The 14,117-nt window shown below is 47.3% G+C and carries 10 protein-coding genes; all 10 read right to left on the bottom strand.

Features of this window, described 5'->3' with window-relative positions; all coding sequences use genetic code 11:
• Positions 1-28: 28 nt before the first annotated feature.
• The 10 genes from BN8899_RS13990 to BN8899_RS13945 all read right to left on the bottom strand — a co-directional run bounded on the left by BN8899_RS13990 (position 29) and on the right by BN8899_RS13945 (position 14,093).
• Entirely contained in the window at positions 29-598 is a 570-nt protein-coding gene (locus BN8899_RS13990) for an RNA polymerase sigma-70 factor (protein WP_065219889.1), read from the bottom strand.
• Between the two features lie 138 nt (positions 599-736).
• Positions 737-3,079 (bottom strand): Gldg family protein, encoded by a 2,343-nt coding sequence (locus tag BN8899_RS13985; RefSeq protein ID WP_065219888.1) that lies wholly within the window; start codon positions 3,077-3,079, stop codon positions 737-739.
• 23 nt (positions 3,080-3,102) lie between these two features.
• Entirely contained in the window at positions 3,103-4,023 is a 921-nt protein-coding gene (locus BN8899_RS13980; RefSeq protein WP_065219887.1) for an ABC transporter ATP-binding protein, read from the bottom strand.
• A 413-nt stretch (positions 4,024-4,436) separates the two neighbouring features.
• Positions 4,437-5,657 carry an ABC transporter permease gene (locus BN8899_RS13975; RefSeq protein ID WP_065219886.1) on the bottom strand — a complete coding sequence of 407 codons (1,221 nt, stop codon included), beginning with the start codon at positions 5,655-5,657 and terminating at the stop codon, positions 4,437-4,439.
• A 51-nt stretch (positions 5,658-5,708) separates the two neighbouring features.
• Positions 5,709-6,449, bottom strand: coding sequence for an ABC transporter ATP-binding protein (locus BN8899_RS13970; protein ID WP_065220738.1), 741 nt, complete (start codon positions 6,447-6,449; stop codon positions 5,709-5,711).
• Positions 6,450-6,482: 33 nt separating this feature from the next.
• Positions 6,483-7,661, bottom strand: a complete 1,179-nt coding sequence (locus BN8899_RS13965) for an efflux RND transporter periplasmic adaptor subunit (RefSeq protein ID WP_369800429.1) — start codon at positions 7,659-7,661, stop codon at positions 6,483-6,485.
• Positions 7,662-7,676: 15 nt separating this feature from the next.
• The gene (locus BN8899_RS13960) at positions 7,677-9,047 is read right to left on the bottom strand and encodes a TolC family protein (protein ID WP_082987063.1); all 1,371 of its coding nucleotides are present in this window, start codon (positions 9,045-9,047) and stop codon (positions 7,677-7,679) included.
• A 12-nt stretch (positions 9,048-9,059) separates the two neighbouring features.
• Positions 9,060-10,391 (bottom strand): MutS-related protein, encoded by a 1,332-nt coding sequence (locus BN8899_RS13955; RefSeq protein ID WP_065219885.1) that lies wholly within the window; start codon positions 10,389-10,391, stop codon positions 9,060-9,062.
• Positions 10,388-11,725 carry a MutS-related protein gene (locus BN8899_RS13950; RefSeq protein ID WP_065219884.1) on the bottom strand — a complete coding sequence of 446 codons (1,338 nt, stop codon included), beginning with the start codon at positions 11,723-11,725 and terminating at the stop codon, positions 10,388-10,390. The genes BN8899_RS13955 and BN8899_RS13950 overlap by 4 nt, the downstream gene beginning before the upstream one ends.
• 31 nt (positions 11,726-11,756) lie before the next feature.
• Positions 11,757-14,093, bottom strand: a complete 2,337-nt coding sequence (locus BN8899_RS13945; protein ID WP_065219883.1) for a Gldg family protein — start codon at positions 14,091-14,093, stop codon at positions 11,757-11,759.
• Between the last annotated feature and the right edge of the window lie 24 nt (positions 14,094-14,117).

The following is a 14,117-nucleotide window of genomic DNA, read 5'->3' as shown; positions in this document are numbered from 1 at the left end:
AACAGGGTGATACTTTTGAATAAAAAAATTACAGAAAAGTAAACAGGAAACTCCATGCATCCCGAGATAATTGCTCCCGCAAATAAACGTAAGCCTTCTTTTTCAATGTTTTTACAGTGTTGACAGAAACATGGATTTGTCGAGCTATATCTTCATTTTTCATTCCCTCCATAGTCATCTCCACGATAACCCGGCGCTCTTCCGGCAAAGAATTTAACACAACAAATATCTGTCGGTAATATTCTTCCTCTATCAATAATTGTTCGTTATCCGGAGAATCAAACTCCATAATCTCACCCAACTTCCTGATCAATTCCTCTTCCCGGATTTCCTTCTGATCCCGGATAAACACGAGGCAAGCATTATGCACCGAACGGTAAAGATAAGCCGAAAGCGCCCTCATATTCTCGAAACTCCCCTCCCGCTCCCACAGTTTCACGAATATTTCCTGCACGACATCCTCTTCATCCATAAACTCACCCACGAAACGCTTGGCATAACGACACAACGACGCATAATAAGTATCGTACAAATACTTGAATGCCTCATCTCTTTTCCCGTTTATTCCGTTTATCACACCAACCGGACTCTCACTCATACAACTAAATTTAACAAGACAAACCTATAAAAAATATTTTGGAAAGCAAAACGGATAAAATTACAATCCGTAAAGTTTATAAATATTCCAACTTTATAAACCTTACGGACTGTACAGATTAATGAACTGTATTTTAATCTATTTCCCTTTCCTTCGGATCAGCACCAGTATCCCCAGCAAAAGAAGCAATGCCGGCAATATCCATTTCAGCACGATTTGCAAGGTACCCCCGGCATCCATACTTAGGTTCAATTTATTGTCTATCGGATCGAGACGGGTGGTGTCTACCGGCAATTCCTCGTAAGACAACCAGTCGAACATCGACATAATCAAATCCCCGTTCGCCGACGATATTCCCCGGCGGGTTGTGGACAACTCACCCATGCTGAAACAATCGGCATCCCCGAGCACGATAATCCGTTGCTGTTTTCCGGCTTGTTCCCGTTCCAACCCGACCATCGTGGTTTTCACTCCTGCACGTTCTCCCGCTTTCGGGTTCAGGCGTGCCGTGTCGTTCACGAAATCGATCGTTTCCAGTTCATTCCAACTGGCTGAATCCCGTCCTTGAAACAAAGGTATTACACGAAAACCTTTCTCAGCTTTCTGCCCGATAGCCAAAGCACCCGGCATAACCAAAGATGCGGGACGACGCCCCGTGTTCGTGTTCACGTACAAACTTCTCCATAGACGGGATATATCCTGAGCCTCTTTCGTCGCCCGACAAAGGAACAAATGGGCGGGATACTCGTCAATTTGCCTTTGAACCAAGATGCCCGGTTCAAAACTCAACCCTAAATATTCCATCAAAGGCATCAAGTGGGAATAAGTCTTCGGTTTCCCGGCAATCACCAGATTTTTTCCGCTTTCCACGTAACGATATAGTATTTCCAACTCCTCACGCGTGAAAGGTTCCAACGGCTCAGCCACGACAAGTACATCCAAGCTGTCCAATACCCCCGGGTTACGTTTTAAGTTCACGTCGGTCACGTCAAATCCCTGATTCAACAACGACTTCCGGTACATTTTCTCGGCAACCATGTAAGAATAATCCCGATTCTTATCCCCGATGATCGAGCGGGCACCATGATCCGACAAGAATCCCACTTGGGGCAACTTCATCGCGATTCGTTTTAATGCCGCGGAAATCTCCGTTTCACTCGGAAGACGGTTCATATCAGCATACACCCGCAGAAAAGTCTTCTGCCCGTTATCCCGTTCAATCAAAGCCACGAAACGGTAACCCTCATCACTCAAATCAATATTTTTAGCCACTTCTTCCCGTGCCAGTTCTTCGGGAGAAAGATATTTTCCCAACCGGGTACCTTGTAATTTAGCCGCGTCTTTGGCTGCCTCGTACAGGGTTTTCTCCGGGTACCGTTTTTTAAAACCCTCCGTCGTCGTGTCCGCGTAATAATAAAAGACATAATCGAGTTTCGTATCCGGTTTGAAACGGATGTACCGCTCGTAACGGGCGATATCATTATTGATCCCTTTCGTCGTGATGCTATGAATACTCCCGAAGAGATTCACGTAAGTTGTAATTTTCAACCCTCCATCCAATTGTGCCACTATATCCTGACTGGCTCGTGTCAAAGTATTGCTCTTCGTGCGCGTGGAATCATGATACCATTTCATGGTCGGGCGGGAAGTCAGATACCCCAAGAACACTGCCACGAGAAATACCCCGAGATAACGGGCGGCTTTCCCGGTAAAAGAACAACTTTCCCGACACAATTGCAATTTCAATATCGCGAAACACAAAAACATCACGCTCATGAGCACGAAATACAAAATATCCTCACTACAAATCAACCCTCTTATAAATGCATTCGCCCTACCGCCAAGCGACAACCAATACGTGATTTCCCGCACGAAAGCGAATTCCTGCCAAATACCGGAAACCAGATTCAACAAGGTCAACAAAGCAAACATTCCTATTGCCGCCACGATCGGATAAGTCGTCAACGTCGACATGAAAAGCCCGATGGCAGCGTAAAGCCCGAACAGAAAATACAGCCCCAGCAATCCCGTCAACACTGCCGACCAATCGAACGACTCCACGAGGCACCCGGCTATCAGCACGTAAACCAACATGAACGCCATCATTAACAAGCCGTACAACATGATTCCCAGGTATTTCCCAAGCACGATATGCCTGCCCGTGATCGGGGCGGAGAAAAGCAACTTAATCGATCCCCGGTTAAATTCCTGGCTAATCAATCCCATGGTCAACAAAGGCATCAACAAATATAGAAACTGGCTCACTTTAGACCACAATCCCCCGAAAGGAGAATAAAATATCACCCTGGATATCGCGGCCAATCCCCGGCTTCCTAGCTCTTGCCGCCTTGCCAGCATCTCCATCATATCGGCAAATCCCATGCCTGTCATGAACACGGAAAGAACGAGTAGAAGCCACGCTACCGGCGAGTAAAAAAGATTTGACAACTCCAAACGGGCTATCCTGTATATTGCTCTCATAATTTTTCCTCCATTTTAAATGATTATTTTCCAGACAATTTCGCGAACACGGCTTCCATAGAGCTTTTCTCGACTCTGATCTCCGTCATCTCCCATCCCCGAGCCACGCTTTCACGGATGACCAGCTTAATCGTATCCCGGTCGCCGTCATACATCAAACGGACACCGTGGCTACCCTCGCTCTCCGCCCTCCTGATGCCGGGAATCGTCATCAATTCATCCGGCAACGGGGGCAAATCGAACATGGCGTAAAGCGTGTTCGGTTCGATATAATTGTCAAATTCCTCCACGCTGCCGGAGAAAACCACCCGCCCGTGTTCAATCATCTTGATCGTGGAACAAGTAGCCTGCACCTCCGACAAAATATGCGTCGAGAGCATCACGGTACGCTCCTCGGCTATATCCCGGATCAACTGGCGCACCTCCAGTATCTGATTCGGGTCTAACCCATTCGTCGGCTCGTCCAACACCACAAATTTCGGATCGTGCAGGATAGCCTGCGCGATACCCACACGCTGCTGGTAACCACCCGAAAGATTACGTAACAAACGGTCTTTCATGTGTGTAATCCCGCAACGTTCTTCCGCATCCCCGATAGCCGTCTTGATCTTTTTGCGATCCATCCAGTGGATCTCCGCGCAAAAACGAAGGTACTCATCCACCGTCAAATCCGGGTAGAGAGGTGGTTTCTGTGGTAAAAAACCGATATATTTCCGGGCTGCCACCGGATGCTTCAGCGTATCGATCCCGTTAATAAATACTTTTCCCTGGGTCTGTTTCAACACCCCGCAAATGATGTTCATCGTCGTCGATTTCCCCGCCCCGTTCGAGCCCAGCAAACCCACGACTCCGGAGCCGTTGATCTCTAAACTGATGTCCTCGATCGCCCACTGTGTCGTGTAACGATGATACAAATGTTCAACTTTTACAATTGGATTTTCCATACATACGATTTTAATTCATAACTTTGATCCGGCATCTATTTCACGAGCCTTGTTTTTTTATAACACTTCAACGACAAAAAAGTACCGACTTACAAATCAGAAGTACTGCCCTAATCCCCGTGAATTCCCAGTGAAAAAAGGGGGTAAATATGCCACATACTCAAATTATATTTGAATCATAAATCTTTCTCGGACGCTCCCGAAGGTCTTTGTACCGAAGTTGTAGCGAAAATGCACCAAAGTTAATCCCTGTTTTCTCCCTTATTTCCAACGGTTTACACTGGGTTTTGTTTATGTATTCCACGTACGCCTCTCTAATACATATTTATCACTAATTATCAGTTAGTTGCTCAAAACAAAAAAGGCTGCTTCTTACGAAACAGCCTCTCTCATCTTAGTGTTGTTGTTAATCATCACTCGTAACGAATAGCGTCTATCGGGTTCAACCGAGAAGCTTTACGAGCGGGATACCACCCGAAGAAAACACCCGTGAAAGTACAAACGAGGAACGAAATTATTACCGAGTACAGCAACACGGATACCGGCCACCCCAGCAAAGAGCTAAGCATCAATGAAACACCTATCCCTAGCCCCACACCGATAACACCCCCGGATACACTAATAATAATTGATTCTATCAGGAACTGGAACAGGATATGCCGTCCCTTGGCACCGATAGACATTCGTAAACCAATTTCCCTCGTGCGCTCGGTGACCGAAACGTACATGATATTCATGATTCCGATGCCACCGACAAGCAAGGAGATTCCGCCGATACAAGCCAAAAGAATAGTCAACACCTTGGTTGCCATCGTCAACACCTTACTCATCTCCTCAAGGGAACGAACCGTGAAATCATCCTCCCCTCCCGCCGGGATACGATGCGTCTGCCGCAACACCCCCGTGATCTCCTGCATCATCTTGCCCGTGTACTTCTCGTCCACCACGGAAACATAAATGCCGTGCATGTAAGGGATTGCCAACAATCTTTTCTGGATTGTCGTGAAAGGAGCCAGAATGATATCATCCTGGTCACGTCCCATGGAGTTATACCCCTTGGGAGCCAACACTCCCACGATACGGAAAGGCACCTTGTCAAAACGAATCACCTGCCCGAGAGGATCTTCCCCGTTCTTAAAAAGATTATCCACGATCGTCTGCCCCACCACACATACTTTAGCGGCATTTTTCATGTCCTGATCACTGAACATCTCACCCCTGTTCACTGTCAAGCGACGGATATCCATGTAATCCTCGTTAATCCCATACACCGTGGTCGGCGAGTTATTCGGACCGTAAATAGCTTGTCCCGATTTCGACACGTAAGGCGAACAACTCTCCATGTAAGGAACTTCCGACACGATCGCCTGGTAATCCTCCAACTTTAACGTCTGGACAAGTACCCCGTTTTGACGGATTCCCCCCACCATAGCATTCGTGGGATTAACTACCACCATGTTTGCCCCCAGTTCCTCGATCTGTTTCTCTATCGTGTACTTCGATCCCTCGCCAATGGCAAGCATAGAGATGACCGAACTCACCCCGATAATGATACCCAACATTGTCAGGAACCCTCGCAATTTATTATTACTCAAAGCCCGAAGGGCTATTACTATCAAATTCCCGTAATTCATCTATCCATTTATGATTTTAGATTTATGATTTCGGATTTCATAAATCGTAAATTAATTACTTTCTTTCGGTAAAGATTCCAGCACTTGCCGGGCGGAACCGATTCGCGAATTTATCTTATCTTCAACTACCCGCCCGTCACGGAGTAATATGTTACGACTACTGAACTCCGCTATTTCCGGGTTATGTGTCACAAATATAATGGTCCGTCCCTCGGCGTGCAACCGTTGGAACAATGCCAATATCTCGTAAGAGGTACGTGTATCCAAGTTCCCCGTCGCCTCATCGGCCAACAAGATAACGGGGTCATTCACCATGGCACGGGCAATTGCCACACGCTGTTGTTGTCCCCCGGACATCTGGTTGGAACGATGATTGACCCGGTTCTCCAACCCTACCGCTTTCAAAGCGTTCAACGCTTTTTCCTTTCTTGCCCGCTTGGAAACCGACGGGTTGTACAACAAGGGCAATTCCACGTTTTCCAACGCTGTTGTTTTGGGCAACAAGTTATAGGATTGGAAAATAAAACCTATTTTCAAATTCCGGTAGGAGGCCCTGTCATTTTTCCCCATCTCCCGAACAGGCATTCCGTCCAAGTAATACTCCCCCGACGTGGGAATATCCAAACATCCCAACACGTTCAACAAAGTCGACTTACCGGAACCACTCGTCCCCATGATCGTCACGAACTCTCCCGGTTGAATCGAGAAAGAAACCCCTCGCAACGCGTGCACGGTTTCCGAGCCAACCACGAAATCCCGGCAAAGATTCTCTATCCTGATTATATCTTTCACTTGTCCACTCATAATCTTGATCTATAAATGATACTAGTGAGGACGCATTCCGGTCATGTTGGGCATCAAGGGATTGCCACCGGGTTTCATTTGTTTCATGCCGGATGCAGACATAGGTACTTGTATTCCCGTGATTACTCGTTCTCCCGCCTGTAAACCTTCCGTGACCTCCGTGTAGATACCGTCTGATATGCCTAACCGCACGTTTTTATTCATTAAGTTCCCGGCAGTCTGTACCCAAACCGATTTCATTCCGGGAGCCGTCTTTCCACTCTCGGGTTTTAGCGGTTGTCCATGCTCGTCCTCGGGTTGGAAACGTAAAGCACGCAAGGGAATCATCAAAACATCCGTTTTCTCGTGTATCAACACCGTGATGCTGGCAGTCAACCCCGGTTTCAATTTCAAATCAGGATTAGGGGCATCGATCACCACCTCGTAAGTAACCACGTTCGACGTCACGATAGGCTCCAACCGCACTTGGGTCACTGCCCCCTCGAAATATTCGTCCGGGAAAGCATCCACCCTGAATATCACCTTCTGTCCTTCCTTCACCTGACCGATGTCTGCCTCGTCCACATCGGCAATCACGCGCATCTTCCGCAAATCATTCGCGATAACAAATAATTTAGGAGTATTAAACGTTGCCGCCACAGTCTGTCCCTCATCCACCGCACGGGAAATAACCACCCCGTCAATCGGAGAATAAATCATGCAATAATTCAAGTTCGTTTTCGCTTTCAACAAATCCGAACGGGAGCGGTCCAACGCCCGACGAGCTTTCTCGTACTGGTACTCGGAGGTTTCGAAATCCGAGTCGCTCACCAGATTCTTGGCGTGCAATCCTGCCACCCGCTCGTGATTCTTTTTCTGGTAATCGTACTCGTTCTGATTAGAATAAAAAGCCGATAATTGCGACTCGTATTCCGATTCCAATACTGTCTTGTCCAACTCGGCAATCAATTGTCCTTTCTTCACTTCCGTGTTATAATCCACGTAAATATGGGCAATCGTCCCGGATACCTGGGTTCCCACCTCCACTTGCGTGATCGGTTCTATCGTTCCCGTTGCCGTGATCGTGTTGCGGATATCCCCTTTCTTCACCTCAAAAGAATCATATTTCACGACTTCTTTTTCTTTCGGGCGGAAAGCGAAAAAGGCCAGGAACACTCCCACCACTATGATTATTGCTACAATTACTTTTTTCATCTTCAATGACATTAAATCAACTTAGATATTAATCGGTTCATTCCTATAAAAATTCAACAATTTAAAAGCAAGCACAGCCTGGTATTTCGCTTGAATCTGTTCCTGCAGGGCGGAAAGGTAATTGTTCTTTTCCACCAGCAAATCCACCGCACTTTTCATACCCGCCTCAAACTCCGCTTGTACCTGGCGATAACTCTCGGCAGCAAATTTCACCTGTTGCACCGCCGCGGAGTATCGACTTTGCGCTGCCACCACATCCTGATGCAACGATTCCACCGTCTGCAAAAGCTCTTTCCGGGTATTCCGCTCATCCAAACGTGCTTGTTCCGTCTGAAGTTTAGCCCGTGAAACATTCAAACGGGCCTGCTTCCGGTTCGATATCGGGATACTGATATTCACCCCCACGTTCTCTGCCAATCGGTCGTCCATTTGCGAGAAATAAGAACCGCTTCCCTTGGAATCATGCCCGGTAGAAACGGAAGCCGAAAGCGAAACGCTGGGCAAATAATCCCCTTTCGCAATTTTCTCTCCCAATACCGACGACTCCACGCTCATCTGGCTGCTTTTCATCTCCGGCATCAATTGCAACGCTTCCCGGTAAACATCTTCCAATCGGGGCACCACCACCAATACATCTTTTTCATCCAATTCAGGAAAGAACACTTCGAAATTTTCCTCCGGTTCCAACTCCAGCAACTGTTTTAATTGCAACTTGGAAAGAGCCAAATCATTTTCCGCTTGCACCATCCGGTAACGGTCACTGCTGTATTGGGCTTCCATCTGAGCCAAATCGCTCATGCTCACCGATCCGGCTTTCTGAAATTCTCTCGTGCGGGCAAGTTGCGCTTCCGAACTTTCCAACGTTTGGCGATCGGTCTTTAACATTTCATTTGCGTACAATACCTGCAAATAAGCCTTCGTCACGGCTATCTCTATATCGTTTTGAGCGACCATCATCTCTTGCATCATGGCTTTCTCCTCCAACTCCTGCTGTTGCACGGAACGAGAGAGTTTTCCTCCCTGGTAAAGCACCATGTTCCCGTTCAAAGAATAATTACCCGTGTAAGCGCCCGACGATTTCAAATCCCCGTTTGTACCGGCTTTTTTCTGGTGGCTCCAACCTTGAGTACTTGAAAAATCCAACGAAGGCAAGCGTTGTGCCCTGCCTCGGGTCAATTCCACACGGGTATTTTCCAACGCTACCCGGGAATACGCCACTTGGATATTGTGTTCCCGCGCATGTTCGATACATGCCCGCAAGGACCATGTTTTTCCCGACTGGGCATAACTCCCGCCCGGCATGGCGAACAATACACTCGCGCTCCCGAAAAACACGAACATCCCCCGCTTCACGTTTTTCAAACGTGAATAAACATCACATAAAAAACTCATAATCAATATTATTTATATCGCCCGGGAGCGAATAATTTCTACAATACGTTCGTTATTAATAATAATCATACCATGTTTATCACTCGTGATGCCCTTCTCCAACTTGTACGTGTAAGTCGGCACCTTATCTTTCATCACCGTGGGCAAATAAGCGAATGTCACGTTGTCGCACGCCTTGCCGAGTTCCTGCCCTACCTCTATGATATGGGTCGAGATCATGAACGAGCAAGCCCGTCTTTTAGATAAAGCCGTTGTTACTGCCAACGTGGCGTCGAAAGCATCCTTCACGTTCGTTCCCTTGAACAACTCGTCGAAGATCACGACCAGCCGTTTGGACAGGCTTACTTCCACGGCAACCTTTTTCACCCGAAGCACCTCGGCGTAAAAATGGCTATATCCCATATTGATATTATCCGGCACGTTAATCGACGTGTACAAACCGTCCTGGATGGAGAACTCCATGCTTTTCGCTGCCACCGGGAAACCCATGTGAGCCATGTACACGGCAATCCCGAACGACTTCATCAACGTGGATTTACCCGCCATATTAGCTCCCGTGAGGAAGAAAATATTCTTGTCCCGCGTAATCTCCAAATCATTGGACACAGCTCCCGGAAGAGCCGGATGGAACAATCCCCGGATCCCCATCGACACGGGGCTATCCCCGGATGCCACGGGGAAACAGAAATCCCGTTCCCGGGCAACACGTCCCACGACCGTATTCACATCTATCTCGTGAAAAAGACCGATATGCTCCAACAATTTCTTGTTTAAATCACATCGCAGAATTTTATCAAACTTGAACATCTCGCCCAAAGTCAATTTTTCACCTTGGAAATCCAATATCTGGCGAAAAGCTTTCTCTTCCAACAAAGCGATTCCCCGCTTTACGCACTCCTCCATCGGGTTATTCCCGATGGTTTTCACGATTTCCGATAAATATTTCCGTGTCTTTTGCAGAAAGAAGATCGTCGTGAGCACTTGCTCGTGCCATTGCTCCAATACGCTTTTATTCCCGATGAATTCCAGTACTTTCGCCTTTCCCAGGACAAATAAATTGAACATCCAATGTTTGCCACTGGCTCCCGAGAGGTATTGTTCCACGACATCACATTCCTTCGTTTCGCCCGGGAACGCTATATCATGGTCTTTCCAATACTTGAAAACCGACGTGCGGCGATTGATTTCCCCGGCATCCGTCAACGGGTTAAGAAACATCTTTTCCAGCAAACGCTCGCCTCCCCGCGTAACCGTGTGTGAAAAAATACTGTATATCGAGTTATTTTTATATTTACCCAATATATTCAAATCCTCTAATGTCTGCTTGTCGGTTTCAAAACTCATTGCGCTCCTCCTTCCCCGTTAATAATCTCTATAATTTTCTCGTTATTAATGATAATCATACCATGGCGGTCATTCGTGATTCCCTCTGTCAACCGGTAAGTATACACGGGCGTGCTTCCCTCCATGCGTGTCGGCAGGTACACGAAACGGATATTCTTACTGCGCTCTTTCAAGACCTGCCCCACCTCTATAATATGGGTCGAGATCATGAAAAGACAATCCGGAATTTCCGCAAAAGCCTCCGCCACAGCGAGGGTCGCATCATAAGCATCTTTCACGTTCGTACCCCGGAACAACTCGTCGAACACGATCACCAAGTTCTTCGTCTGGCACAACTGTTGAGCCACTTTCTTCACCCGCAACACCTCGGCATAGAAGTGGCTGTATCCCATGCTCAGGTTGTCCGGCAAGTTGATGGTCGTAAACATCCCGTTGCGCACGGAAAACTCCATCGCTTCCGCCGGTACGGGGAATCCCACGTGTGCCAGGAACAGGGCAATCGTGAATGATTTCATGAACGTGGATTTCCCTGCCATGTTAGCACCCGTGAGAAAAATCACGTTACTCCGACCGTCAACATGAATCGTGTTACCAATCGGCTTTTTCAGGAAGGGGTGGAATACCCCCGTCAGTTTCAACACGTTCTCTTCCGGCGGCAAAGCCTTGGCAAACACGAATCCCCGCTCTTTAGAAACCTCCCCAACCGTGATGTACACGTCCATCAGGAAGATATTATACATCATTTTGAACAATTTATCCCGTTCTTCAAACCGGAAAACCCGGTCATACTTCACCGCCTGCTCGTAACTCACCTTCTTTTTCCCCTTCTCTTGGCGATACCAGTTCCATTTCTCGTTATCAAGCAATTTCTTCAACTCCTCGTTCGCCTTCTTCACGCTCGGGTCGGTAGCCTCCGTGCCGGACTGAAAGAAATCCGCCAACGTGTTCAACATCTCCAGACACCCCATGATCCCGTTATGAATCCACGTGTAGTCCGTGTCGGAACCCATCATGTTTTTTACCTTACGTCCCAGTGTATTATCCTGTGCCATCAACTGCGTACGAGTATCCGTATTGTTCAGGTAAAACTCCATGGCATCGAATATCGCCCCGCGAAAAGGAAACGCCATCCCGCTATTCAAATAATAAGCGATAGACTTACTCCGGCTCTCGATGGCCTCCAGATCGGAAAGCGGATACTGGAACATCTCTTCCAGTAAACGAGCTCCTCCCCGCGTATGTGTCCGGTTAAATATTTCGTACACGGACTGACTTTTCCCCATCCCAAACACCGCCAAGTCCGTCAAAGTCTGTTTATCTATCTTAAAACTCATAGCCCTAATAGACAATCATAAATCACTTCATTTACTTGGATCTTCTCCGAATCCACAACACGATTCCGGCACCGGCAAGCAACAACGGGATAATCCATTTGAATCCCCAGTTCATCACGTAGTATCCGGCTCTTCCAATATCTACCCGATTATCCTTTGTACCCGGTCTTCTCACATCCACGGGCAATTCGTTATTACTCAACCAATGGAAAGTACCCAAGTCCATGATGAAATTCGTCTGGGAACGTCCTTCCGTGATCTCCCCGTTAGAGATACAGTCGGCATCTCCCAAAATCGTGATACGCTGTTCCTTACCATTCACCATACGAATCAACGCCATACCGGTGCAATAATCTTTGGCAACCTCACCCTTCGAGGGATCAATGGTCAACCGCTCTTCCACGTAATCCAATGAACCCATCTCGTTCCACACGGCATATGAACGTTGTTCACTTTTCTGGATATTCAGTGTATCGCTCACCAGCACAGGGATCACCTTGAACCCGCGGTCTGCCACTTGCTCCAAACCGGCTGCAGTCGGCAACATCACACCGCTAGCCAACCCGAAATAGTAACTCAACTCTCTTGCCATGGGAGTAATCATACAATTCAAAATATCCGGTTGTAACCACTCCAAACGGTACTGTACCAAAGTTCCTTCCAACAATTCCACCCCGAAATATTTATTCAAAAGCGGGTTCATCACTTCACGCCTTCTCGGCTCTCCCAATATATACAAGTTACCTCCGCGGGCAATATAGTCTGCCAAAACCTGTTCCTCTTTTTCGGTAAAAGGTTCGCGCATATCTGCTATTGTCAAAATATTCACGTCTTCCGGAATGCCCTTTTCCAAATTAACTTCCGTCGTCTCGAACCCTTGGTTTATCAAGGATTGACGGAAATCTTTCTTGTACGCGAAGAAGTGATAACCGCGAGGTCTTGTATCATAAAGGGAACGCATGCCATATCCCTCTACAAAACCCACTTTCGGCACATCCAAGGTCATCCGTTTCATGGCTGCCGACATTTCCGCCTCGCCGGGGAAAGGATTCATCGGGTCGTCATACGTGCGCAACCAGGTTCTTTCACCGTTTTCACGTACCAACTCCCAAACAAACGTTCTCTCTCCTTCCAAATCCGTCAATTTCCGAACTTTTTCCGGACTTAACACCCGATGAACGGTATCCAACTGAAACAATTCGCACATCTTTTTAGCCGCTTTATGCACGGTTTCATTCCTGCTTGCCAAACGGGCGGCAAAATTCTCCCCGGCGGCACCGTCTGCCAGCGTGATCGTGTCATAATAATACACCACCTTCAATTTCATCTCCGGTTTAAACCGCTCGTACAATTTAAACTGTTCCCTATTCCGTTGAATAAAATCAGGGAACGAGAACATAGCATAATTCGGTCCCAATATATTCACGTAAGCCGTGATCGTCAAACCGCCGTCCAGCTTGGACACAATCTCCTGGCTATGCGGGGTCAACGTGTTCCATTTCGTGGAAGAGGCATCATAATACCCCATCAATTTCGGACGGGAAGAGAAATATCCCAACGTACAGGCAATCAATATGACAGCCACATATCTGCCGAACGAAATCTGCCAACGCACTTTCTGGCGTACCGCATTCAAACGGATCACCGTCAGGAACAAGAACAATGCCGTCACGATCGGGAAATACAACACGTCCTCCGAGCAAAGCATACCCATGATAAACGTGGAGGCACGCCCGTTGATACTCAACCAGTAAGTCACGTCGCGGATAATGTCATATTCTTGCCACCAGCCGCCTACCATGCTTAACAACATCAGGATAATAAACGTCCCAATTGCCGCCACGAACTGGTAAGAAGTCAAACTGGACACGAAAAGCCCAACCGCCACGTATGTACAAGTCAACAGGAACAAGCCCAACAAACCGACCAACACGACCGGCAACTCGAAATTCTCCACCGTGAAAGCGGCATACACCACGTAAAGCAACAATATGCCACACATGATAGCGGCGTACATTACCATCGAGAGGAACTTACCCAGAATAATTTGCGAATTACGGATCGGCGACGAGTACAACAATTTGATGGACCCGCTACTCAATTCCCGGCTAACCAACCCCATCGTCAACAACGGGATATAATAATACAAGTAATTCTGCACGATGCCCCAGATCCCGTTCGCGAATAATGCCATGGAAGTCATCATCGTTCTTCCGCTCCCGTATTCATTACCTTTCATGAACCACTCGTATCTTCCCGTGAAGAACAAGGCTGTCTGCAATGTAAATATTACCAACAGGAACCACGCCACCGGTGAACAAAAAAGCATCCGCAATTCAGCCTTCGCTATTCTATATATCAATTTCATAATCTCAATTTTTATGGTCACATA

The sequence above is a fragment of the Butyricimonas sp. Marseille-P2440 genome (assembly GCF_900091675.1).
GTDB lineage: Bacteria > Bacteroidota > Bacteroidia > Bacteroidales > Marinifilaceae > Butyricimonas > Butyricimonas synergistica.
The sequence above is the reverse complement of the archived record's forward strand: the minus strand, read 5'-3'. Positions and strand labels throughout refer to the sequence as shown.